12 protein-coding genes, 1 tRNA gene and 3 rRNA genes are annotated in these 25,113 nt (G+C 67.3%); 15 read left to right on the forward strand and 1 reads right to left on the reverse strand.

The window, feature by feature from the left end:
• Positions 1 to 220: 220 nt before the first annotated feature.
• The 5 genes from HUT18_RS27210 to HUT18_RS27230 all read left to right on the forward strand — a co-directional run bounded on the left by HUT18_RS27210 (position 221) and on the right by HUT18_RS27230 (position 6,381).
• Positions 221 to 1,745, forward strand: a 16S ribosomal RNA gene (locus HUT18_RS27210).
• A gap of 315 nt (positions 1,746 to 2,060) precedes the next feature.
• Positions 2,061 to 5,177, forward strand: a 23S ribosomal RNA gene (locus tag HUT18_RS27215).
• A gap of 95 nt (positions 5,178 to 5,272) precedes the next feature.
• Positions 5,273 to 5,389, forward strand: a 5S ribosomal RNA gene (gene rrf, locus HUT18_RS27220).
• The 16S, 23S and 5S rRNA genes sit together here, the layout of an rRNA operon.
• Before the next feature lie 115 nt (positions 5,390 to 5,504).
• Positions 5,505 to 6,170 carry a DegT/DnrJ/EryC1/StrS family aminotransferase gene (locus HUT18_RS27225; RefSeq protein ID WP_176103168.1) on the forward strand — a complete coding sequence of 222 codons (666 nt, stop codon included), beginning with the start codon at positions 5,505 to 5,507 and terminating at the stop codon, positions 6,168 to 6,170.
• A gap of 138 nt (positions 6,171 to 6,308) precedes the next feature.
• Positions 6,309 to 6,381, forward strand: a tRNA-Thr gene (locus HUT18_RS27230).
• Between the two features lie 88 nt (positions 6,382 to 6,469).
• Here HUT18_RS27230 and HUT18_RS27235 read toward each other — a convergent pair.
• Complete coding sequence (locus HUT18_RS27235) at positions 6,470 to 9,199, reverse strand: SpoIIE family protein phosphatase (RefSeq protein WP_176103169.1); 2,730 nt, start codon at positions 9,197 to 9,199, stop codon at positions 6,470 to 6,472.
• 258 nt (positions 9,200 to 9,457) lie between these two features.
• Here HUT18_RS27235 and HUT18_RS27240 point away from each other — a divergent pair, with 258 nt between their 5' ends.
• The 10 genes from HUT18_RS27240 to HUT18_RS27285 all read left to right on the forward strand — a co-directional run bounded on the left by HUT18_RS27240 (position 9,458) and on the right by HUT18_RS27285 (position 25,104).
• Positions 9,458 to 14,977 carry a HAMP domain-containing protein gene (locus HUT18_RS27240; protein ID WP_176103170.1) on the forward strand — a complete coding sequence of 1,840 codons (5,520 nt, stop codon included), beginning with the start codon at positions 9,458 to 9,460 and terminating at the stop codon, positions 14,975 to 14,977.
• 446 nt (positions 14,978 to 15,423) lie between these two features.
• Positions 15,424 to 16,101 (forward strand): two-component system response regulator, encoded by a 678-nt coding sequence (locus tag HUT18_RS27245; RefSeq protein ID WP_176103171.1) that lies wholly within the window; start codon positions 15,424 to 15,426, stop codon positions 16,099 to 16,101.
• A 118-nt stretch (positions 16,102 to 16,219) separates the two neighbouring features.
• On the forward strand, positions 16,220 to 19,027 hold the full coding sequence (locus HUT18_RS27250) for a DNA translocase FtsK (RefSeq protein ID WP_176103172.1): 2,808 nt from the start codon (positions 16,220 to 16,222) through the stop codon (positions 19,025 to 19,027).
• A gap of 395 nt (positions 19,028 to 19,422) precedes the next feature.
• The gene (locus HUT18_RS27255) at positions 19,423 to 20,253 is read left to right on the forward strand and encodes a helix-turn-helix domain-containing protein (protein WP_254879101.1); all 831 of its coding nucleotides are present in this window, start codon (positions 19,423 to 19,425) and stop codon (positions 20,251 to 20,253) included.
• A gap of 87 nt (positions 20,254 to 20,340) precedes the next feature.
• On the forward strand, positions 20,341 to 21,852 hold the full coding sequence (rimO, locus tag HUT18_RS27260) for a 30S ribosomal protein S12 methylthiotransferase RimO (RefSeq protein WP_176103174.1): 1,512 nt from the start codon (positions 20,341 to 20,343) through the stop codon (positions 21,850 to 21,852).
• Positions 21,849 to 22,679, forward strand: a complete 831-nt coding sequence (gene pgsA / locus HUT18_RS27265; RefSeq protein WP_176103175.1) for a CDP-diacylglycerol--glycerol-3-phosphate 3-phosphatidyltransferase — start codon at positions 21,849 to 21,851, stop codon at positions 22,677 to 22,679. The genes rimO and pgsA overlap by 4 nt, the downstream gene beginning before the upstream one ends.
• Positions 22,676 to 23,200: a CinA family protein gene (locus HUT18_RS27270; RefSeq protein WP_176103176.1), complete on the forward strand. Its 525-nt coding sequence runs from the start codon at positions 22,676 to 22,678 to the stop codon at positions 23,198 to 23,200. The genes pgsA and HUT18_RS27270 overlap by 4 nt, the downstream gene beginning before the upstream one ends.
• A 109-nt stretch (positions 23,201 to 23,309) precedes the next feature.
• Positions 23,310 to 23,684, forward strand: a complete 375-nt coding sequence (locus HUT18_RS27275) for a helix-turn-helix domain-containing protein (RefSeq protein ID WP_176103177.1) — start codon at positions 23,310 to 23,312, stop codon at positions 23,682 to 23,684.
• 201 nt (positions 23,685 to 23,885) lie between these two features.
• On the forward strand, positions 23,886 to 24,356 hold the full coding sequence (locus tag HUT18_RS27280) for a Dps family protein (RefSeq protein WP_176103178.1): 471 nt from the start codon (positions 23,886 to 23,888) through the stop codon (positions 24,354 to 24,356).
• Positions 24,357 to 24,855: 499 nt separating this feature from the next.
• Positions 24,856 to 25,104, forward strand: a complete 249-nt coding sequence (locus HUT18_RS27285) for a hypothetical protein (protein WP_176096605.1) — start codon at positions 24,856 to 24,858, stop codon at positions 25,102 to 25,104.
• Positions 25,105 to 25,113 lie beyond the last annotated feature (9 nt).

Consider the following 25,113-nt stretch of genomic DNA (forward strand, 5'->3'; position numbering starts at 1 on the left):
CCCGAGAGGAAAGCTTGGGTGAGTACAAAGGAAGCGTCCGTTCCTTGAGAACTCAACAGCGTGCCAAAAGTCAACGCCAGATATGTTGATACCCCGTCTCCAGCATCAGCTGGGGCGAGGTTCCTTTGAAGAAAACACAGCGAGGACGCTGTGTGCGGGAGCGATTATTCCTTGCTCTCGCACCGCTCTCGTGATGTGTCGTTCCGATTACGGGAAAACATTCACGGAGAGTTTGATCCTGGCTCAGGACGAACGCTGGCGGCGTGCTTAACACATGCAAGTCGAACGATGAAGCCGCTTCGGTGGTGGATTAGTGGCGAACGGGTGAGTAACACGTGGGCAATCTGCCCTGCACTCTGGGACAAGCCCTGGAAACGGGGTCTAATACCGGATAATACCCTCTCTCGCATGGGAGAGGGTTGAAAGCTCCGGCGGTGCAGGATGAGCCCGCGGCCTATCAGCTTGTTGGTGAGGTAGTGGCTCACCAAGGCGACGACGGGTAGCCGGCCTGAGAGGGCGACCGGCCACACTGGGACTGAGACACGGCCCAGACTCCTACGGGAGGCAGCAGTGGGGAATATTGCACAATGGGCGAAAGCCTGATGCAGCGACGCCGCGTGAGGGATGACGGCCTTCGGGTTGTAAACCTCTTTCAGCAGGGAAGAAGCGAAAGTGACGGTACCTGCAGAAGAAGCGCCGGCTAACTACGTGCCAGCAGCCGCGGTAATACGTAGGGCGCAAGCGTTGTCCGGAATTATTGGGCGTAAAGAGCTCGTAGGCGGCTTGTCACGTCGGTTGTGAAAGCCCGGGGCTTAACCCCGGGTCTGCAGTCGATACGGGCAGGCTAGAGTTCGGTAGGGGAGATCGGAATTCCTGGTGTAGCGGTGAAATGCGCAGATATCAGGAGGAACACCGGTGGCGAAGGCGGATCTCTGGGCCGATACTGACGCTGAGGAGCGAAAGCGTGGGGAGCGAACAGGATTAGATACCCTGGTAGTCCACGCCGTAAACGGTGGGCACTAGGTGTGGGCAACATTCCACGTTGTCCGTGCCGCAGCTAACGCATTAAGTGCCCCGCCTGGGGAGTACGGCCGCAAGGCTAAAACTCAAAGGAATTGACGGGGGCCCGCACAAGCGGCGGAGCATGTGGCTTAATTCGACGCAACGCGAAGAACCTTACCAAGGCTTGACATACACCGGAAACGGCCAGAGATGGTCGCCCCCTTGTGGTCGGTGTACAGGTGGTGCATGGCTGTCGTCAGCTCGTGTCGTGAGATGTTGGGTTAAGTCCCGCAACGAGCGCAACCCTTGTCCCGTGTTGCCAGCAGGCCCTTGTGGTGCTGGGGACTCACGGGAGACCGCCGGGGTCAACTCGGAGGAAGGTGGGGACGACGTCAAGTCATCATGCCCCTTATGTCTTGGGCTGCACACGTGCTACAATGGCCGGTACAATGAGCTGCGATACCGCGAGGTGGAGCGAATCTCAAAAAGCCGGTCTCAGTTCGGATTGGGGTCTGCAACTCGACCCCATGAAGTCGGAGTCGCTAGTAATCGCAGATCAGCATTGCTGCGGTGAATACGTTCCCGGGCCTTGTACACACCGCCCGTCACGTCACGAAAGTCGGTAACACCCGAAGCCGGTGGCCCAACCCTTGTGGAGGGAGCTGTCGAAGGTGGGACTGGCGATTGGGACGAAGTCGTAACAAGGTAGCCGTACCGGAAGGTGCGGCTGGATCACCTCCTTTCTAAGGAGCATCTAGGCCGCCAAGCTTGCTTGGTGGTCCAGAGCCATAACGCAGGCGAACGTCCTGCGATGGTCGCTCATGGGTGGAACGTTGACTATTCGGCACAGACAGTTGGATGGGTTCACTAGTACTGCTCTTCGGAGCGTGGAACGTGGAGATCGTCAACTGGCTGTGCCGGGCGCGCTGTTGGGTGTCTGAGGGTGCGAGCGTGAGCTCGCCCTTCGGTATGCCGGCCCCAGTGAACTCGGACTCTGGTTCGGGGTGGTGGGTGGTTGGTCGTTGTTTGAGAACTGCACAGTGGACGCGAGCATCTGTGGCCAAGTTTTTAAGGGCGCACGGTGGATGCCTTGGCACCAGGAACCGATGAAGGACGTGGGAGGCCACGATAGGCCCCGGGGAGCTGTCAACCGAGCTGTGATCCGGGGGTGTCCGAATGGGGAAACCCGGCAGTCGTCATGGGCTGTCACCCTTGCCTGAACACATAGGGCATGTGGAGGGAACGCGGGGAAGTGAAACATCTCAGTACCCGCAGGAAGAGAAAACAACCGTGATTCCGGGAGTAGTGGCGAGCGAAACTGGATGAGGCTAAACCTCAAGCGTGTGAGACCCGGCAGGGGTTGCGCTTGGGGTGTTGTGGGATCTCTCTTCTGTCGTCTGCCGGCGGCAGGACGAGTCAGAAACCGTTGATGTAGGCGAAGGACATGCGAAAGGTCCGGCGTAGAGGGTAAGACCCCCGTAGCTGAAACATTAGCGGCTCGTTTGAGAGACACCCAAGTAGCACGGGGCCCGAGAAATCCCGTGTGAATCTGGCGGGACCACCCGCTAAGCCTAAATATTCCCTGGTGACCGATAGCGGATAGTACCGTGAGGGAATGGTGAAAAGTACCCCGGGAGGGGAGTGAAATAGTACCTGAAACCGTGTGCCTACAAGCCGTGGGAGCGTCGGACACACTTTGTGTGTCTCGTGACTGCGTGCCTTTTGAAGAATGAGCCTGCGAGTTTGCGGTGTGTTGCGAGGTTAACCCGTGTGGGGAAGCCGTAGCGAAAGCGAGTCCGAATAGGGCGGTTTAGTAGCGCGCTCAAGACCCGAAGCGGAGTGATCTAGCCATGGGCAGGTTGAAGCGGAGGTAAGACTTCGTGGAGGACCGAACCCACCAGGGTTGAAAACCTGGGGGATGACCTGTGGTTAGGGGTGAAAGGCCAATCAAACTCCGTGATAGCTGGTTCTCCCCGAAATGCATTTAGGTGCAGCGTCGTGTGTTTCTTGCCGGAGGTAGAGCACTGGATAGGCGATGGGCCCTACCGGGTTACTGACCTTAGCCAAACTCCGAATGCCGGTAAGTGAGAGCGCGGCAGTGAGACTGTGGGGGATAAGCTCCATGGTCGAGAGGGAAACAGCCCAGAGCATCGACTAAGGCCCCTAAGCGTACGCTAAGTGGGAAAGGATGTGGAGTCGCAGAGACAACCAGGAGGTTGGCTTAGAAGCAGCCATCCTTGAAAGAGTGCGTAATAGCTCACTGGTCAAGTGATTCCGCGCCGACAATGTAGCGGGGCTCAAGCGTACCGCCGAAGTCGTGTCATTGCAGCAATACTCCCAACGGAGGCTGTGATGGGTAGGGGAGCGTCGTGTGCCGGGTGAAGCCGCGCCGGAAGGCAGTGGTGGACGGTTCACGAGTGAGAATGCAGGCATGAGTAGCGATACAAACGTGAGAAACGTTTGCGCCGATTGACTAAGGGTTCCTGGGTCAAGCTGATCTGCCCAGGGTAAGTCGGGACCTAAGGCGAGGCCGACAGGCGTAGTCGATGGATAACCGGTTGATATTCCGGTACCCGCTGTAGAGCGTCAAACATTGAATCCAGTGATGCTAAGCCCGTGAAGCCGTTCCGGACCCTTCGGGGAATGGAAAGTGGTGGAGCCGGTGACCCGAGCTGGTAGTAGGTGAGTGATGGGGTGACGCAGGAAGGTAGTCCATCCCGGGCGGTGGTTGTCCCGGGGTAAGGGTGTAGCCCGTCATCTAGGTAAATCCGGATGGCACGTGGGTGAGACCTGATGCCGAGCCGATTGTGGTGAAGTGGATGATCCTATGCTGTCGAGAAAAGCCTCTAGCGAGTTTTATGGCGGCCCGTACCCTAAACCGACTCAGGTGGTCAGGTAGAGAATACCGAGGCGTTCGGGTGAACTATGGTTAAGGAACTCGGCAAAATGCCCCCGTAACTTCGGGAGAAGGGGGGCCATTTCTGGTGATGAGCTTCGCGCTCTGAGCTGGGGGTGGCCGCAGAGACCAGCGAGAAGCGACTGTTTACTAAAAACACAGGTCCGTGCGAAGCCGTAAGGCGATGTATACGGACTGACGCCTGCCCGGTGCTGGAACGTTAAGGGGACCGGTTAGTCACATTTCGGTGTGGCGAAGCTGAGAACTTAAGCGCCAGTAAACGGCGGTGGTAACTATAACCATCCTAAGGTAGCGAAATTCCTTGTCGGGTAAGTTCCGACCTGCACGAATGGCGTAACGACTTCTCGACTGTCTCAACCATAGGCCCGGTGAAATTGCACTACGAGTAAAGATGCTCGTTTCGCGCAGCAGGACGGAAAGACCCCGGGACCTTTACTACAGTTTGATATTGGTGTTCGGTTCGGCTTGTGTAGGATAGGTGGGAGACTGTGAACTCTGGACGCCAGTTCAGGGGGAGTCGTTGTTGAAATACCACTCTGGTCGTGCTGGATGTCTAACCTGGGTCCGTGATCCGGATCAGGGACAGTGTCTGATGGGTAGTTTAACTGGGGCGGTTGCCTCCTAAAGGGTAACGGAGGCGCCCAAAGGTTCCCTCAGCCTGGTTGGTAATCAGGTGTTGAGTGTAAGTGCACAAGGGAGCTTGACTGTGAGACCGACGGGTCGAGCAGGGACGAAAGTCGGGACTAGTGATCCGGCGGTGGCTTGTGGAAGCGCCGTCGCTCAACGGATAAAAGGTACCCCGGGGATAACAGGCTGATCTTCCCCAAGAGTCCATATCGACGGGATGGTTTGGCACCTCGATGTCGGCTCGTCGCATCCTGGGGCTGGAGTCGGTCCCAAGGGTTGGGCTGTTCGCCCATTAAAGCGGTACGCGAGCTGGGTTTAGAACGTCGTGAGACAGTTCGGTCCCTATCCGCTGTGCGCGTAGGAATATTGAGAAGGGCTGTCCCTAGTACGAGAGGACCGGGACGGACGACCCTCTGGTGTGCCAGTTGTTCTGCCAAGGGCATGGCTGGTTGGCTACGTTCGGGAGGGATAACCGCTGAAAGCATCTAAGCGGGAAGCCTGCTTCGAGATGAGTATTCCCACCTCCTTGAGAGGGTAAGGCTCCCAGTAGACGACTGGGTTGATAGGCCAGATATGGAAGCCCTGTAAGGGGTGGAGTTGACTGGTACTAATAGGCCGAGGGCTTGTCCTCAGTTGCTCGCGTCCACTGTGTTGGTTCTGAAACCACGAACAACCTCCACACCCATGTGTATTGGGTGTGATGCCTGGTTGTCTGTTTCATAGTGTTTCGGTGGTCATAGCGTGAGGGAAACGCCCGGTTACATTCCGAACCCGGAAGCTAAGCCTTACAGCGCCGATGGTACTGCAGGGGGGACCCTGTGGGAGAGTAGGACGCCGCCGAACTAAACGTAGAAGGAGCGGGTCCCCGATCTTAGGGTCGGGGACCCGCTCCTTTTTTGTTTCCGTCACCTCACGTTCACGTTGCGCGGCAAGCATGCCCTGTATGGGGACACTTGCAATGCTGCGAGCCGCTGGTATCGGCGCTGGTGACGACGTTGTCGTGTCGGCCTTCGGGAACCCCGAGGTGGCCCGGGCGGTGGCCCTCGCGGGTGCCCGTCCGGTGTTCGCGGACATCGACGAGTCGAGCTACTGCCTGGACCCGGCCGCCGTGGAAGCCCAGGTGGGACCGCGGACCGCCGGTGTCGTCGCCGTCCACCGCTTCGGCCACCGCGCGGACCTTACGCGGCTGCACAGCATCGGTCGGCGGCACGGCCTCCTCGTACTGGAGCACCTGGAGCACGCCGAGGACGAGGTGGGCGACGAGGTGCGGCAGCGGCGGGTGCACGCGGCCTATCTGGACCGTCGGCTGAGCGGTGTCCTGACGCCGCTGCCGTCGGACGGGCACAGCTATGCGCAGTACGTGGTGCGGATCCCGGGGAACGGGCGGCCGGACCGGGACGCGTTCGCCAGGACGATAAGGGCGAGGGGCGTGGAGTGCCGGGTGCCAGTGAAGACGCCGTTGCACCGGACGCCGGAGTTCTTGCGGCAGGTGGCACTGCCGAGGACCGAGCGGGCCGCCGACGAAACGCTTGCGCTTGCGGTTGATGCCTCGATGGGCCGCCGCGATCTTCAGCGCACCGTGTCCGCGTGCAATGCCCTCGGCGGTCTGCTGATGCCTGCCTGAGGGGTGCGGCTCCGGGCCGGGTGGCCTGGCCCAAGTCCCTGATGGGGAGGGGCGGGACACCGGTTGGGAGCACCGCTTCGAACGGGGTATGATCTATCTCGTTGCCGCGCGGAAAGCAGGAAATCCGCGAAGTGACCGGCCCCTATAGCTCAGTCGGTAGAGCGTCTCCATGGTAAGGAGAAGGTCAACGGTTCGATTCCGTTTGGGGGCTCAGACAAACAAAGGCTCTCGCCCAACTGGGCGGGAGCCTTTGGTGTTTGAGGGGCGGGTCGGGGAGTGTTCCGGCCCGCCCCTCGTTCTTAGTCCGTGTGGAGGCCCGGGACGCGCATCGCCAGAATGGCCATGTCGTCCGAGGGCGCGTCCGAGGCGAAGCGCTCCACGGCGCGCATCACCCGTGCGGCCACCGCGCCCGCGGTGAGTCCCGTGGACGTGGCGAGGACCTCGGCGAGGCCGTCGTCGCCCAGCATGCGGGAGCCCTCACGGCGTTCGGTGACGCCGTCGGTCACGCACAGCAGGATGTCGCCGGGGTCCAGGGTGACGGTCTGTTCGTAGAGCTCGAGGTCGTCCATGACGCCGAGCAGCGGCTGCGGCTCGGCCGCCGGTTCGACGGTGCCGTCCTGGCGGAGGCGCAGGGGCAGCGGATGGCCCGCGCAGACCACCTTCAGGATCGCGCTGCCGTCCTCCTGCGGCCACAACTCCCCGTACAGCAGCGTCAGGAAGCGGCTGCGGGCGCCCTCGTCGAGGATGGCCGAGTTGAGGCGTTCCAGGACGGCGGGGCCGCCGAAGCCCTCGCGGGCGAGCAGGCGCAGGGCGTGCCGGGCCAGGCCGGTGACGGCCGCGGCCTCGGGGCCCGTGCCGCAGACGTCGCCGATGGCGAAGCCGTAGGCGCCCTCGCGGATGGGGAACAAGTCGTAGAAGTCGCCGCCGACTTCGTTGCCCTCGCCCGCGGCGCGGTAGATGACGTCGACCTCCACGCCCGGCACCTGGACCAGCTCGGGCGGCAGCAGGCTGCGCTGGAGGGACTGGCTGATGGCCGTCCGCTCCGAGTACAGGCGGGCGTTGTCCAGGGCGAGCGCCGCTCGGCGGGAGAGGTCCTCGGCGAGTTCCAGGATTTCCTGGCGGAAGTGTTCGTCGGTGGGCTTGCCGAGCGTCAGCATGCCGATGACGCGGTTGCGTGCCACCAGCGGGAGTACCACGGTCTCGCCGCCGACCGCGGAGGCGGTGGCGAGGGTGGTGCCCACGCCCGCGGCCAGGCTGGGCGGTTCGCCGAGGTCGAGGTTGCGCATGGAGGTGCGCAGCGCGGCCTCGTGCGCCGCCTTCGCCGGCGCGTTCCAGATGCGTGCGCCCGGCGTGGGCACCGGGTCGGGCGGATCGATCCTGGAGAGCAGGGCCTTGAGGCCGTCGATGCGTTCCTCGTCCTCGTGCAGTACGTAGGAGAGGTATGGGTCCGAGGACTGGTCGGCGATGGTGTAGACGGCGCACCAGGTGGCGAGCGTAGGGACGGTCATCTGCGCCATGAGCGCGAGCGTCTGGTCCCGGTCGAGGGTTCCTGCGAGGAGGTCGGAGGCCTCGACGAGGAAGGACAGCGAACCGCGGCGCAGGCGTTCGAGTTCGCCGAGACGGGCGGACTCGACGGCGAGGGCGATCCGGTCGGCGGCGAACTGCAGCCGCAGCGCCTCCTCGTTGGAGTACCGCCCGGGGGACTCGGCCGCGACACCGAGGGAACCGGTCAGGCGGCCCTCGACCTTCAGCGGCACGGTCACCACCGAGCGCATACCCGTACCGCCGAGGAGCGGCACCGCGCCGGGGACGACCGTGAGGTCCTCGTGGACGGCGGGCATCCGGGCGGAGCCGTAGCGGCCGGGGCCCGCCTCGACGGGGACGCGGGCGAAGCGCTGGCGGGCCGAGGGCAGTCCGGTGGAGGCGCGGACCTCCAGCTCGGTCTCGTCGTCGGTGGCCAGGAGCAGGAAGGCGGCGTCGCCGTCGAGCATGTCACGGGCGCGTTCGACGGTGCGCTGGAGGAGGCCGTCGAGGTCGTCCGGGGCGGGCGAGCCGATGAAGACCTCGAACGGGTCGGCCGAGGAGCCGTCGCCGGAGGAGGCGGACTGGTCGGACTGTGCGACGCGCAGCGGCGTCTGGAGGACGGCGCGTTCGTGGTCGCGTACCAGCAGGCAGACCGTGGAGGGCTCGCCGTCGGCGTCGCGGACCCGCAGGTGCGAGGCGTAGACGGGGGTGACCCGGCCCTGGGCGCTGCGGATGCCGTAGCTGCCCTCCCAGCGCGAGAGCTGGAGGGCCTCGGCGATGCCGGTGCTGATCCCGGGGGTGTGCGGCCAGGCGGCGAAGTCGGTCAGGGGCTTGCCGGTGACCTGGTCGGCGGCGTAGCCGAAGAGGGTTTCGGCGTCCTCGTTCCAGGAGCTGATGGTGCCCGCGCGGTCGATCTGGACGACCGCGACGCGGACCCGGCCGTCGGCCAGCGGGAGCACGTCGGTGGGCAGCGAGGGACCGGCCGAGCGGGTGCCGACCGGCCGGTCGGGGAGTTCGAGGGCGAACCAGACGTGCTTGTGGGTGGGGCTGTACTCGACGCCCCAGTGCCCGGCGAGCGCGGCGCAGAGCTGGAGGCCGCGGCCGCCCTCGCGGTCGGGGCTGCCCATGTTGACGGCCGACTGCTGGAGCGGGATCTCACGCTCCGGGTAGCGGTCGCCGACCTCGATGCGTACGGAGTTCTCGCTGCGCAGGCACAGGACCTCGGCGGCGGTGCCCGCGTGGACGACGGCGTTGGTGACCAGTTCGCTGGTGAGCACCACCGCGTCGTCGATGACGTCGGCGAAACCCCAGCCTTGCAGGGTGTCGCGGACGAAGGAGCGTGCGGTCGCGACGGAGCGGCCGACCGGTTCGAATGTCGCGGCCGCGCGGGCGGTGATCACAGAGCTCCTTGTGCCGTGGTCGACGTGTGCTGCCGTGCGGTCCGCCTGATCGTGCGGCCCTGGTTCGGGGGCGCCGCCCCCGGGCAGGTGCAGTCCGGTGGTCATGTGCGGCCGCGTCCTCCGATACCCGTGTCTGTGCCTGCCACCCCCGGCCGGGCGGTCCGGGTGGGTGGACAGCCGTCGCCCAGGTTACTTACCTTCGCCATTCATGCGGATGCCGCCCGCAACACTTTCCGCCCGGAGGGTGTGCGGAGGGTGTGCGAAGCTGCCGAACTGTTATGGCCTGGTTCAGCCGGGGTGAAACACTGGGCAGGCTTGGAACGAGAGCCCGATCACGAGGTCGACCCCTGCGGGAGGGACACGGTGGAGTCTGGCGCAGCGACGCGTAGCACCAGCACGCGCGCAGAAGGCGGACAAAACCCGGGTAAGCCGCGAAAGTCGCGCAACGGGACAACTACGGTCGACTCGGCGGCCCTGAACAGATTGCTCGCCGCCCTGGTGTCGATGCGCGACGGAAACTTCCGCAAGCGTCTCACCGTCTCCGGTGACGATGTGATGTCCGAGATCGCCGCCGTGTTCAACGAGGTGGCCGAGCGGAACATGCATCTCACCGGCGAGCTGACGCGGGTGCGGCGGATGGTCGGGCGTGAGGGAAAGCTCACGGAACGGCTGGAAACAGGCGCTTGCGAGGGCTCCTGGGCGGTGGCGATCGATGCCTCCAACGCCCTGGTCGAGGATCTCGTACGTCCGGTCTCCGAGGTCGGACGGGTGCTCTCCGCGGTCGCCGACGGCGATCTGGAGCAGCGGATGGAGCTGCGGGCGGAGGCACCGGAGGGCAACGGGCACCCGCTGCGCGGCGAGTTCCTCAAGGTCGGCCGGACCGTCAACAACCTGGTCGACCAGCTCTCCACCTTCACCGACGAGGTGACCCGGGTGGCCAGCGAGGTGGGCACCGAGGGCAAGCTCGGCGGGCAGGCCAGGGTGCGCGGGATGTCGGGTTCCTGGAAGGACCTGACGGACTCCGTGAACACCATGGCGTACCGGCTCACCGCACAGGTGCGCGACATCGCCCTGGTGACGACGGCGGTGGCCAAGGGTGATCTTTCCCGCAAGGTCACCGTGCACGTCGCCGGCGAGATGCTGGAGCTGAAGAACACCGTCAACACCATGGTGGACCAGCTCTCCTCGTTCTCCTCCGAGGTGACCCGGGTCGCCCGCGAGGTCGGCACCGAGGGTGAACTCGGCGGCCAGGCCCGGGTGCCCGGCGTCGCCGGTGTGTGGAAGGACCTCACCGACTCGGTGAACCTGATGGCGGGCAACCTCACCGCACAGGTGCGCGGGATCGCCCAGGTCACCACCGCGGTCGCCAACGGCGACCTGTCGCAGAAGGTCACCGTCAGCGCGCGGGGCGAGGTCGCACAGCTCGCCGAGACCATCAACCAGATGACCGAGACGCTGCGCACCTTCGCGGACGAGGTCACGCGTGTGGCCAACGAGGTCGGCGCGGAGGGGCGGCTCGGCGGCCAGGCGAACGTGCCGGGCGCGGCCGGTACCTGGAAGGACCTCACCGACTCGGTGAACACGGTCTTCCGCAACCTCACCACGCAGGTGCGCGACATCGCGCAGGTGACGACGGCGGTGGCCAACGGTGACCTGTCCCAGGAGGTCACGGTCGACGTCTCCGGCGAGATGCTGGAGCTGAAGAACACCGTCAACACGATGGTCGGGCAGCTCTCCGCGTTCGGTGCCGAGGTGACCCGCGTCGCCCGCGAGGTCGGTGTCGAGGGTGAGCTGGGCGGCCAGGCGCAGGTGCCCGGCGCGGCCGGTACCTGGAAGGACCTCACCGACTCGGTGAACACCGCCTTCCGCAACCTCACCGGGCAGGTCCGCAACATCGCCCAGGTGACGACGGCGGTGGCCAACGGTGACCTCTCGCAGAAGGTCACGGTCGACGTCTCCGGCGAGATGCTCCAGCTGAAGAACACCGTGAACACGATGGTGGACCAGCTCTCCAGCTTCGCCGACCAGGTCACCAGGATGGCCAGGGACGTGGGCACCGAGGGCCGCCTCGGCGGTCAGGCCCGGGTGGACGGCGTGAGCGGCACCTGGAAGGAACTCACCGACTCCGTCAACTTCATGGCGGGCAACCTGACGTCGCAGGTGCGCCAGATCGCGCAGGTGACGACGGCGGTGGCGCGCGGCGACCTGTCGCAGAAGATCGACGTCGACGCGCGCGGCGAGATCCTGGAGCTGAAGAACACCATCAACACGATGGTCGACCAGCTCTCCGCCTTCGCCGACCAGGTGACCAGGGTCGCCAGAGAAGTAGGTACGGAGGGCCGCCTCGGCGGCCAGGCACAGGTGCCCGGCGTCGCCGGAGTGTGGCGCGACCTGACCGACTCGGTGAACGGCATGGCCGGCAACCTCACCGCCCAGGTCCGCAACATCGCCCAGGTGGCCACGGCGGTGGCGCGCGGCGACCTGTCGCAGAAGATCGACGTCGACGCCCGGGGCGAGATCCTGGAGCTGAAGAACGTCCTGAACACGATGGTCGACCAGCTCTCGAACTTCGCGGAGCAGGTGACCCGGGTGGCCCGCGAGGTGGGCACGGAGGGCATTCTCGGCGGTCAGGCCGAGGTGCAGGGCGTGAGCGGTACCTGGAAGGACCTCACGCAGTCCGTGAACTTCATGGCCAACAACCTGACCATCCAGGTGCGCAACATCGCCGAGGTCACCACCGCGGTGGCCAAGGGCGACCTGTCGAAGAAGATCACCGTCGACGCCAAGGGCGAGATCCTCGAACTCGTCACCACCGTGAACACGATGGTCGACCAGCTGTCCAACTTCGCCGAGCAGGTCAACCGGGTGGCCCGTGAGGTGGGCACCGACGGCAACCTGGGCGGCCAGGCCCGGGTGCCCGGCGTCACGGGCATCTGGAAGGACCTGAGCGACAACGTCAACCTGATGGCCAACAACCTGACCAGCCAGGTGCGCAACATCTCCCAGGTGGCGACCGCGGTGGCCAACGGCGACCTGACCAAGAAGGTCACCGTCGAGGCGAGCGGCGAGGTCGCGCAGCTCGCCGACACCGTCAACACCATGGTGAAGACGCTGAGTTCGTTCGCCGACCAGGTGACCCGGGTGGCCCGCGAGGTGGGCACCGACGGCATCCTCGGCGGCCAGGCCCGCGTACCGGGCGTCTCCGGTACGTGGAAGGACCTCACCGAGTCCGTGAACCAGATGGCGTCCAACCTCACCGGCCAGGTGCGCAACATCGCCATGGTCACGACCGCCATCGCCAAGGGTGACCTGACCAAGAAGATCGACATCGACGCGCGCGGCGAGATCCTGGAGCTCAAGACCACCATCAACACAATGGTCGACCAGCTCTCCAGCTTCGCCGAGGAGGTCACCCGGGTCGCCCGCGAGGTGGGCACCGAGGGCCAGCTCGGCGGTCAGGCGCGGGTGCGCGACGTGGACGGCACCTGGCGCGACCTCACCGAGTCCGTGAACGAGATGGCCGGAAACCTGACCCGGCAGGTGCGCGCCATCGCGGCCGTCGCCACCGCGGTGACCCGCGGCGACCTCAACCTGAAGATCGACGTCGACGCGGCCGGTGAGATCCAGGTCCTGCAGGACAACATCAACACCATGATCGCGAACCTGCGCGACACCACCCTGGCCAACAAGGAACAGGACTGGCTCAAGGGCAACCTGGCGCGTATCTCCGGTCTGATGCAGGGCCGCCGCGACCTGGACGACGTCGCCTCGCTCATCATGAGCGAGCTGACCCCGGTGGTCTCGGCCCAGCACGGCGCCTTCTTCGTGGCCATGCCGACGGACGACGACCCGGGCGCGGAGCAGGCGGACGCGTACGAGCTGCGCATGCTCGGCTCGTACGGCTACTCGATGGGGTCCATGCCGACGTCCTTCAGGCCCGGTGAGACGCTGATCGGCACCGCGGCGCTGGAGCGGCGCACGATCCTGGTGGAGAACGTCCCGCCCGGTTACCTGAAGATCGCCTCCGGACTCGGGGAGGCTCCGCCCGCGCATGTGATCGTGCTGCCGGTGCTCTTCGAGGGGACCGTGCTCGGGGTGATCGAGTTGGCCTCGTTCCAGCCGTTCACGCAGATCCAGAAGGACTTCCTGAGCCAGATCGCGGAGATGATCGCCACCAGCGTCAACACCATCTCCGTCAACACCAAGACCGAGGTGCTGCTCAAGCAGTCGCAGGAGCTCACCGAGCAGCTGCGCGAGCGCTCCGCGGAGCTGGAGAACCGGCAGAAGGCGCTGCAGGACTCCAACGCGGAACTGGAGGAGAAGGCCGAGCTGCTCGCCCAGCAGAACCGCGACATCGAGGTGAAGAACACCGAGATCGAGGAGGCCCGGCAGGTGCTCGAGGAGCGGGCCGAACAGCTCGCCGTCTCGATGCGCTACAAGTCCGAGTTCCTCGCGAACATGTCGCACGAGCTGCGCACCCCGCTCAACTCGCTGCTGATCCTGGCCAAGTTGCTCGCCGACAACGCGGACGACAACCTCACGCCCAAGCAGGTCGAGTTCGCCGAGACCATCCACGGGGCGGGATCCGACCTGCTCCAGCTCATCAACGACATCCTCGACCTGTCCAAGGTCGAGGCGGGCAAGATGGACGTCTCGCCGACGCGGATCGCGCTGGTCCAGCTCGTCGACTACGTGGAGGCGACCTTCCGCCCGCTCACCGCGGAGAAGGGCCTGGACTTCTCGGTACGGGTCTCGCCGGAGCTGCCCGCCACCCTGCACACCGACGAACAGCGGCTGCTCCAGGTGCTGCGCAACCTCCTGTCGAACGCGGTGAAGTTCACCGACTCCGGCGCGGTGGAACTCGTCATCCGCACGGCGGGCAGCGATGTGCCCGTGCAGATCCGCGAACAGCTCCTGGAAGCCGGTTCGTTGCGCGAGGCCGACGCCGACCTGATCGCCTTCTCGGTGACGGACACCGGTATCGGCATCGCGGCCAGCAAGATGCGCGTCATCTTCGAGGCCTTCAAGCAGGCGGACGGCACCACGAGCCGCAAGTACGGCGGTACCGGCCTCGGTCTGTCCATCAGCCGGGAGATCGCGCGGCTGCTCGGTGGCGAGATCCACGCGGCGAGCGAGCCGGGACGCGGTTCGACCTTCACGCTCTACCTGCCGCTGCACCCGAGCGAACTGCCGCCGCAGGGCTACCCGCAGCCGATCCCCGGCAGCGACACCGCGCAACTGGAGGCGGCACCGGCGCAGGACGAGCGGCCCGACGTGTCCACGCCCGCCGAGGTCAAGTCGTACCAGGAGACGCAGAACGGAGCGGCGGCGCTGTTCCGCAAGCGCCGCCGGGCGGCCGTGACACAGCCCGGGCCGCTGCCGGAGCTTCCCGCGGCGTCGGAGTCGGCGGAGGTGACGGAGACGGCGGGCTTGTCCGTTCGTGAGGAGTGGGGCGCACCGAAGCCCGCGCCGGAGCCGCGGCCGCGCGGACGGCGCGGGACACAGTTCGGCGGCGAGAAGGTCCTCATCGTCGACGACGACATCCGCAACGTCTTCGCGCTCACCTCGGTGCTCGAACAGCATGGTCTGACGGTGCTGTACGCGGAGAACGGCCGGGAGGGGATCGAGGTCCTGGAGCAGCACGACGACATCACGGTCGTGCTGATGGACATCATGATGCCGGAGATGGACGGCTACGCGACCACGACGGCGATCCGCAGGATGCCGCAGTTCGCCGGGCTGCCGATCGTCGCGCTGACGGCCAAGGCGATGAAGGGCGACCGGGAGAAGGCGATCGAGTCGGGCGCTTCCGACTATGTGACCAAGCCGGTCGATCCCGATCATCTACTGACCGTCATGGAGCAGTGGATGCACGAGAAGTGACAAATTCGGCCCTTAGTCACTGACGGTGCCGGTCGTCCGACCGGCACCGTTGGCGGCACCCCGACACCTGTGCCGGGGTCTGCCGCGCTCTGCCGCCGTCGGTCCTCGTCCGTCCGGATCGGTGCGTATCGGTGCGCGTCTGTGAGGGACTGTCGGGGCCGTCGGGACACGAAATGGCTGGCTGGTGCAAGTGGTCGGGTGCCCGGGGCAGCGCGCGGGGCGGGCGAGGCCCTAGGGTGAGAGTGCATGGTCAGGGCGGACGCACCCGTCTCGGGAACTTTCTCCTGCCCACCCCGCGTTTGAGCCGTGTGCACAGTGACATCGCGGTGACAGGGTGTGGCGACGGGCAGGGTGCGGCTACCATGACCGGCACAAGGGCGGGCGGCGCAAGGGAGTCGTCGCCTGGGGCGGCGCCCGGCGCACAGCCGGGTCGAGGAGGGCGGGCCATGGTGCAGAAGGCCAAGATCCTCCTGGTCGATGACCGGCCGGAGAATCTGCTGGCGCTGGAGGCCATCCTCTCTGCGCTCGATCAGACGCTGGTACGGGCATCCTCCGGGGAGGAGGCGCTCAAGGCGTTGCTCACTGACGACTTCGCGGTCATTCTGCTGGACGTCCAGATGCCAGGAATGGACGGATTCGAGACAGCCGCGCACATCAAGCGGCGGGAACGGACCCGGGACATCCCGATCATCTTCCTCACCGCGATCAACCACGGTCCGCATCACACCTTCCGCGGTTACGCGGCCGGTGCCGTGGACTACATCTCCAAGCCCTTCGATCCGTGGGTGCTGCGCGCCAAGGTCTCGGTCTTCGTCGAGCTGTACATGAAGAACTGCCAGCTCCGTGAGCAGGCGGCGCTGCTGCGGCTGCAGATCGAGGGCGACGGCAAGGCCGAGCAGGCCAAGGAGCCCGCCGGGCTGCTCGCCGAACTCTCCGCGCGGCTCGCGGCAGTTGAGGAGCAGGCGGAGGCGCTGTCCAAGCAACTCGACGACGACGCCGCCGATGCCGCCGCCGTCGCCACCGCCGCCCATCTGGAGCGCAAACTCACGGGACTTCGCCGCGCCCTCGACGCCCTGGAGCCCGGCACGAGCGCCGAGGCGCCCTCGCTGCCCTCGCAGAACTGACCCACGCGCCACGGCCTGTTGAGGAAGCGTCAGTCGCGCGTGTCGGCGATCACGACACGAACGGGTGAACACGTGGGCGCGCGTGTCCGACCCGCCCGACACCGGTAACCTCACCACCATGGCCTCACGTACGTCCGGCAAGGGTTCCCAGGGCACGGCGGGCACCGCGAAGCGCGCCGGCCGTGGCGGGGGCGCGGCGAAGAAGGCGCCCGCGAAGAAGGCGGCAGCCAAACCCCCCGCCAAGAAGGCGGCGGCGAAGAAGGCGCCCGCCAAGAAAGCGGCGCCCAAACCCGCGCCGAATCCGACCAACGGCATCTTCCGGCTGGTGCGCGCCGTCTGGCTGGGCGCCGCCCACGCCGTGGGCGCGGGCTTTCGCGGCCTGGGCCGCGGCGCGAAGGGGCTCGACCCGGCGCACCGCAAGGACGGTGTGGCCCTGCTGCTGCTCGGCCTCGCGCTGATCGTCGCCGCGGGTACCTGGTCCAACCTGAAGGGCCCGGTCGGCGAGCTCGTCGAGACGCTGGTGACCGGCGCCTTCGGCCGCCTCGACCTGCTCGTGCCGATACTTTTCGCGGTCGTGGCCGTCCGCCTGATGCGTCATCCGGAACGGCCGGAGGCCAACGGACGGATCGTCATCGGCCTGTCCGCACTGGTCGTCGGCGTCCTCGGCCAGGTGCACATCGCCTGCGGCTCGCCGGGCCGCGACGAGGGAACCCAGGCCATACGGGACGCCGGAGGACTCATCGGCTGGGGCGCCTCCGCCCCGCTGATCTTCACCATGGGCGAGATGCTCGCGGTGGCGCTGCTCGTCCTGCTCACCGTCTTCGGCCTGCTCGTGGTGACCGCCACCCCCGTCAACGCCATCCCGCAGCGCCTCAGGATGCTCGGCATCCGCCTCGGGCTGCTCCAGGACCCGGACGACGACGGCGAGTACGGCGCACACTTCGACGACGACGACGACTACGCAGCCGACGGGCAGGGCGAGGACGCGTACGAGGACAGCAGGCGCGCACAGCCCGTGCGCGGGCGCCGGGTTCCGCGCGCGCTCCAGGCGCGCGACCCCGAGCAGGCGGAGCAGGCCGAGCAGGAGGCGCTCGCCAAGCGCCGCCGCCCGCGCCGGAGTTCCGCACAGCCCGCCCTGGAACGGCCCATGGACCCGGTCGACGTGGCCGCCGCCGCGGCGGCCGCCCTCGACGGTGCCGTACTGCACGGCATGCCGCCCTCGCCGGTCGTCGCCGACCTCACCCAGGGCGTCACCGTCGAGCGCGAACCGGATCCCTCGCCCGCCGTGCCGCCCGCGCGTGCCGACGAGGCGTCACCCGCCCCCGGCGCCAAGAAGCAGCGGACGGAGCGCGGCGGCCAGTCCGCGCTGCCGGTGCCCGACCTGACCAAGTCGGCACCCGACGCGCCGCGTGAACTGCCGCCCCGCGCCGAGCAGTTGCAGCTCTCCGGGGACGTCACCTACTCCCTGCCCTCGCTGGACCTCCTGGAGCGCGGCGGCCCCGGCAAGGCGCGTAGTGCCGCCAACGACGCCATAGTGGCCTCGCTCAGCAACGTCTTCAGCGAGTTCAAGGTCGACGCGGCCGTCACCGGCTTCACCCGGGGGCCGACGGTCACCCGCTACGAGGTCGAGCTCGGCCCCGCCGTGAAGGTCGAGCGGATCACCGCGCTCACCAAGAACATCGCCTACGCCGTGGCCAGCCCCGACGTCCGCATCATCAGCCCCATCCCCGGCAAGTCCGCGGTCGGCATCGAAATCCCCAACACCGACCGCGAGATGGTCAACGTCGGTGACGTACTGCGCCTCGCGGACGCCGCGGAGGACGACCACCCGATGCTGGTGGCGCTCGGCAAGGACGTCGAGGGCGGCTATGTGATGGCCAACATGGCGAAGATGCCGCACATCCTGGTCGCCGGTGCCACCGGCTCCGGAAAGTCCTCCTGCATCAACTGCCTGATCACCTCGATCATGGTGCGGGCCACCCCCGAGGACGTACGGATGGTCCTCGTCGACCCCAAGCGCGTCGAGCTGACCGCGTACGAGGGCATCCCGCACCTGATCACGCCGATCATCACCAACCCGAAGCGGGCCGCCGAGGCGCTGCAGTGGGTCGTCCGCGAGATGGATCTGCGCTACGACGACCTGGCCGCCTTCGGCTACCGCCACATCGACGACTTCAACGAGGCGGTGCGCAACGGCAAGGTGAAGCCGCCCGAGGGCAGTGGGCGCGAGCTGCAGCCGTATCCGTATCTGCTGGTCATCGTCGACGAGTTGGCCGACCTGATGATGGTGGCGCCGCGCGATGTCGAGGACTCGATCGTGCGCATCACGCAGCTCGCCCGCGCCGCCGGTATCCACCTGGTGCTCGCCACCCAGCGGCCCTCGGTCGACGTCGTCACCGGTCTGATCAAGGCGAACGTGCCCTCCCGGCTCGCCTTCGCCACCTCCTCGCTCGCCGACAGCCGGGTGATCCTCGATCAACCCGGCGCCGAGAAACTCATCGGAAAGGGTGACGGTCTCTTCCTGCCGATGGGCGCCAACAAGCCCGTCCGGATGCAGGGCGCCTTCGTCACCGAGGACGAGATCGCCCAGGTCGTGCAGCACTGCAAGGACCAGATGACGCCGGTCTTCCGGGACGACGTCACGGTGGGCACCAAGCAGAAGAAGGAGATCGACGAGGGCATCGGCGACGATCTCGACCTGCTGTGCCAGGCGGCCGAACTCGTGGTCTCCACCCAGTTCGGATCCACCTCGATGCTCCAGCGCAAACTCCGGGTCGGCTTCGCGAAGGCGGGCCGTCTGATGGACCTCATGGAGTCGCGCGGCATCGTCGGGCCGAGCGAGGGTTCCAAGGCTCGTGACGTTCTTGTGAAGCCTGATGATCTGGACGGTGTGCTCGCGGTCATCCGGGGGGAGGCTCAACCCTAGACCCTGCCGCCCCGACCTCCGCGGGCCCAGCGGCGTCCGGTAGCCCTTCCATGCCCTCAACCGGTGTGGGAGGCGTTCCCGTTCGCCGCGGAGCGGTCCGCGAAGACCGGAGGGGCAGGGCCGACCGTGGTTGCCCGACCTGTGCGCGGCCTGGCGGAGCCGATCGAGTCCGTTCGGAGCCGATCGAGTCCATTCCGTAAGCGAAGCGAGGGCAACCGTTTCCCCATGGCGTACGTCAAGTTGAGGGAGGGGACAGAATGGTGTCCCACCATCGCGGAAAGCGGCCATACAGATGGCGTAAGAAGTGCGTCCGCCCGGTTGCTCCCCCTTCTGACACCCCCCCTAGACTGAACCTCCAGCAGGTGGCTACACGCTCGAAAGGCGCCCCCGTGTCCATCGGCAACTCCCCCGAAGACGACAGCCAGTCGGACGTCCCGTCGGTAGATGACGGCCCGTCGGTCGGTGAGACGCTCAGGAAGGCCCGTATCGAGGCCGGTCTGAGCATCGAAGCAGTCAGCGCGGCCACCCGCGTGCGTGCGCCGATCGTTCAGGGCATCGAACAGGACGACTACTCCCGCTGCGGCGGCGATGTCTACGCGCGCGGTCACATCCGCACGCTGGCCCGCGCCGCAGGCATCGATCCGAAGCCGCTCATCGAACGCTTCGACGCGGAACGCGGCGGTGCGCCCGCGCCCACCCCCGCCACTCCCTTGTTCGAGGCGGAACGTATCCGCCGGGCCGAACCGCGCCGCCCCAACTGGACCGCGGCGATGGTCGCCGCGATCGTCGTGGTGATCGGCTTCGTCGGCTTCACACTCGCGAACGGCAACGACGACAAGGGTGGCCACGAGGCCGCCGAGGGCTCGACCCCGCAGACCAGCAAGCCGGTCACCAAGCCCGGTCACGACAAGCCGGGCGGCACGCGTCCGACTCCTACCGAGAGCGCCATCGCGGCAGCGCCGCGCGACAAGGTCACCGTCGTCGTCGAGGCGGCGGACGGGCGGAGCTGGATCGCCGCCCGCGACCACAACGGCCGCACCCTCTTCGACGGCATGCTCAAGCAGGGCCAGACCAAGACCTTCCAGGACAAGGAGAAGATCGGCCTGATCCTGGGCGACGCCGGTGCCATCGATCTGGTGGTGAACGGCAAGCCCGTGGACGACGAGTTCCGTCCCGGTCAGGTCGAGCGCCTCTCGTACACGAAGGGCGACCCGGCGGCCGGCTGACCGAGCGGCGGCGGTACGACGATCTTGAAGCGGTCCTGAGGGCGGGGACTGTCGGACGGGCCCGAATGTCCGCGTAGGCTTGTGCCCATGCCAGATCGCCGTACCGTCGCCCTTGTCACGCTTGGCTGCGCCCGCAACGAGGTGGACTCGGAGGAGCTCGCAGGCCGTTTGGAGGCGGACGGCTGGGAACTCGTCGAGGACGCCGCGGGAGCGGACGTCGCCGTCGTCAACACCTGCGGCTTCGTCGAAGCCGCCAAGAAGGACTCCGTCGACGCCCTCCTTGAGGCGAACGATCTCAAGGAGCACGGCCGTACGCAGGCCGTCGTCGCGGTCGGCTGCATGGCCGAGCGGTACGGCAAGGAGCTCGCCGAGGCGCTGCCCGAGGCGGACGGTGTGCTCGGCTTCGACGACTACACCGACATCTCCGACCGGCTGCGGACCATCCTGGGCGGCGGCATCCATGCCGCCCACACCCCGCGCGACCGCCGCAAGCTGCTGCCGGTCAGCCCGGTGGCACGCCAGGAGGCCGGTGCCCAGGTCGCGGTCCCGGGCCACGCGCCCGCCGATCTGCCGGATCTGCCGGAGGGTCTGGCGCCCGCCTCCGGACCGCGCGCACCGCTGCGACGCAGACTCGGCACCGCCCCGGTGGCCTCGGTGAAGCTCGCCTCCGGCTGCGACCGGCGCTGCTCGTTCTGCGCCATCCCGTCCTTCCGCGGCTCCTTCCTCTCGCGGCGCCCCTCCGACGTGCTGAACGAGACGCGCTGGCTGGCCGAGCAGGGCGTGAAGGAGATCATGCTGGTCTCCGAGAACAACACCTCGTACGGCAAGGACCTCGGGGACATCCGGCTGCTCGACTCGCTGCTGCCCGAACTCGCCGCGGTGGACGGCATCGAGCGGGTGCGGGTCAGCTATCTGCAGCCCGCGGAGATGCGGCCCGACCTGATCGACGTGCTCACCTCGACCGAGAAGGTCGTGCCCTACTTCGATCTCTCCTTCCAGCACTCGGCGCCCGCGGTGCTGCGCGCCATGCGCCGCTTCGGCGACACCGACCGCTTCCTCGACCTGCTCGAGACGGTCCGCTCCAAGGCCCCGCAGGCGGGCGTGCGCTCGAACTTCATCGTGGGCTTCCCCGGCGAGAGCGAGTCCGACCTCGCCGAGCTGGAGCGCTTCCTCACCGGCGCCCGCCTCGACGCGATCGGGGTCTTCGGCTACTCCGACGAGGACGGCACGGAGGCCGCCGGATACACGGACAAGCTCCCCGCGGACGTCGTTGCCGAACGCCTCGCGAGAGTCTCCCGGCTCGCCGAGGAGCTCACCGCCCAGCGCGCGGACGAACGCATCGGTGAGACCGTGGAAGTACTGGTGGAGAGCGACGGCAGCCGCGTCGACGAGGCGGCCGAGGACACGGACGAGACCGAGGTGTACGGGCGCGCGGCGCACCAGGCGCCCGAGACGGACGGACAGGTCTACCTGACCGGCGTCGAGGGGATCGCGGTGGGCTCGCTGGTCGAGGCCAAGGTGGTGGCCACCGAAGGCGTCGACCTGGTGGCGGAGCCGATCGGGCTCTCCGGAGAGTGTCACGAGGAGGCAGGCAGATGACCGGAGCTCCGGCGTCCGCCGCGGGCGGCTCCGGCGCATCGGCGGCGAAGCCGGTGCGCGGGGGAAAGCCGGACGGTTCGGCCGTCCGCCAGGTCAGCCTCTGGAACGTCGCCAACCTGCTGACCATGGCCCGGCTGCTGCTGGTGCCCGGCTTCGTGGCGCTGATGCTCGCGGGCGGCGGCTACGACCCCGCCTGGCGCTCGCTGGCCTGGGCCGCCTTCGCCATCGCCATGATCACCGACCTGTTCGACGGCCATCTGGCGCGTACGTACAACCTGGTCACCGACTTCGGCAAGATCGCCGACCCCATCGCCGACAAGGCGATCATGGGCGCGGCGTTGATCTGTCTGTCGGCCCTCGGCGACCTGCCGTGGTGGGTGACCGCCGTGATCCTCTCCAGGGAACTCGGCATCACGCTGTTGCGGTTCTGGGTGATCCGGTACGGCGTGATCCCCGCGAGCCGCGGCGGCAAGCTGAAGACGCTCGCCCAGGGCACCGCGGTGGGCATGTACGTACTGGCGCTGACCGGCCCGCTGGCCACCCTGCGCTGGTGGGTGATGGCGGTGGCCGTGGTGCTCACCGTGGTCACCGGACTCGACTACATCCAGCGAGCGATCGTGCTGCGCAGGCGCGGGCTCGCCGCGCGGCGGGCGGTGGACAGTGGCGGCACGGAGTCGGCCGGTGCTTCCGTGGTCGCAGCGCCTCCGCAGGCCGTAGCGGGTGAGGGTGCCGCGACCGCGGACGCGGGCCGGCGGGTGGGCGGCGAGGGCGCCGCTGCCGGGGAAGGGCGCGCGGGTGAGCGGCCCGCGGTGGAGCGGGACCGATGAGCGGGCCCGCCCACGAGGCCCTGCGGCTGCTGCGGTCCCGTGGTGAGACGCTCGCGGTGGCCGAGTCGCTGACCGGCGGTCTGGTGGCCGCCGACCTCACCGCGGTGCCGGGTGCCTCCCGCGCCTTCCGCGGCTCTGTCACTCCCTACGCCACCGAACTGAAGCACCGGCTCCTCGGCGTCGATGCGGAGATACTCAGGGCCCGCGGGGCCGTCGATCCCGAGGTCGCGCTGCAGATGGCGCGGGGCGTGCGTGAGGCGCTCGATGCCGACTGGGGGATCGCGACCACCGGCGTCGCGGGGCCCGAGCCGCAGGACGGACAGCCGGTCGGGACCGTGTTCGTCGCGGTGCGGGGGCCACTCGGCGAGGGGAAAGTGGCCGCACTGCGATTGAAAGGCGATCGGGCGGAAATCCGTAGGGAGAGTGCACGGAGCGTGCTCGCACTGCTTTGTGAAGAGCTTCCGGGGCAACAGTCCCGGAACGAGCGGACACAGGATACGGAACAATACGGGGGGACTTGATGTTTGCAGCCCTGAGTGAACACGACATCGTCCCCCGCACGACCGCGACGCAAGGCGGTACGGTGGGGCGTGAAGGATGCGGCTACACGGTCCGAGGAGGGAGCGACCGATGATTCTGCTCCGTCGCCTGCTGGGTGACGTGCTGCGTCGGCAGCGCCAGCGCCAGGGCCGTACTCTGCGCGAAGTCTCCTCGTCCGCCCGAGTCTCTCTCGGCTATCTCTCCGAGGTGGAGCGGGGGCAGAAGGAGGCGTCCTCCGAGCTGCTCTCCGCCATCTGCGACGCGCTTGACGTACGGATGTCCGAGCTCATGCGCGAGGTCAGCGACGACCTCGCACTCGCCGAGCTGGCCCAGTCGGCAGCCGCCACAGAGTCTGTCCCCGCACCGGTACGTCCGATGCTGGGTTCCGTCTCCGTGACCGGTGTGCCACCGGAACGCGTCACGATCAAGGCACCCGCGGAGGCGGTGGACGTCGTCGCCGCCTGACGCCAGTACTGCCAGAACCCCTGACGGGGCGGCCCCACCGGGCCGCACCGGCGGGGGTTTCGGGTTTTCCGGGCCTGATTCCGGTCAGGCGATCCGAGATCCACTGAAATGTTGCTTATGTCGCTATGTGACATGGTGGACAGAGTCGTGCGAAGGCGTCGCGCGTGAAGCGAATACCGACGAGGAAACCGGAGGATTCGGATGTACGTCGTGAAGAGCCCACTGGCGGACGCTGATCTCAAGGTCGTCTCCGAGGCCCTGCAGGGTGCCCTGGTCGACCTCGTGGATCTCTCCCTCGTGGCAAAGCAGGTGCACTGGAATGTGATCGGACAGCGGTTCCGCACTGTCCACCTGCAACTCGACGATGTCGTCGACACGGCCCGTAAGCACTCCGACACCGTCGCGGAACGGGCCTCCACACTCGGGGTCTCTCCCGACGGCCGGGCCGTGACGGTCGCCAAGAGCACCGGCATCGACCAGGTCGCCGAGGGCTGGATCAAGGACACCGACGCGGTCGACACCCTGGTCAAGGCACTCGGCGCCGTGATCACCAGGATGCGTGAGCGGGTGCTGAGCACGGCCGACCCCGACCCGGTGACCCAGGACATCTTCATCCAGCTCACCGCCGATCTGGAGAAGCACCACTGGATGTTCCAGGCGGAGAACGGATGAGGGACGGCTGAGGTACGGCGGACGGCGGCGGGGCTGCTGAAGGGCGGGCTCTGCTCGTCGCCCGGCCGTGCGCTCGTCGCCTGATCGCTGGGCAGGATGGGCTGTCTGGCCATCTGCTCGCCTGAATGCTTGGCCGCTGGGGAACCGGTTCCGGATGCTGTGTGCGTCCGGGACCGGTTCTGCGTTCGTTCGGGCCTATGGCTGTGTGCGGCCACCCGCTACGGGCCTGGCTGCGCCGCCTGGGTGCGGCCTCGGGTCGGGCGGGTGAGACTGGTCGCGGAGGTTGATGCCGGATGACCGTACGCGAGGAACGTGACGTTCTGTGCGGGGCCGGGCGCGTGCGGTGCCCGGGTCGGCCTCAGGGGTGCGCCGTGTGTGCGGTGGCTCCTCCGGGAGCGGGGGGTTCGGCGGGGGCCCGGCGTTCCGGGGGCGGGCGCGGTTTCAGCCCGTCCGGGAGCCGTGGTCCGATGGGCGGCCCAGGGGAGTGGGAGACGCCGCTGTGAAGGGCCGAATAGCGCGCTGCGGCGCGGCTCTCGTTCTCGGCCTGCTCTGGTGGGCCGCCGTGCTGCGGCTGATCCTCGTACCGGGTGCGGGCACCGCCGAGGCCGCGATGGCGGCGGGCGGCTGGAGCCTGAGCCTGTTGCCGGTGCACTGCGTACCGAAGCCCGCGGTACGGGACTCGCCCCGTACCGGCACCTGGCTGCGGCGGCTGGGTGGCGGGAAGTCCCTTGAGCGGAAGGCTCCTTGAGGGCGGGAT

The organism is Streptomyces sp. NA04227 (assembly GCF_013364195.1).
Lineage (GTDB): Bacteria > Actinomycetota > Actinomycetes > Streptomycetales > Streptomycetaceae > Streptomyces.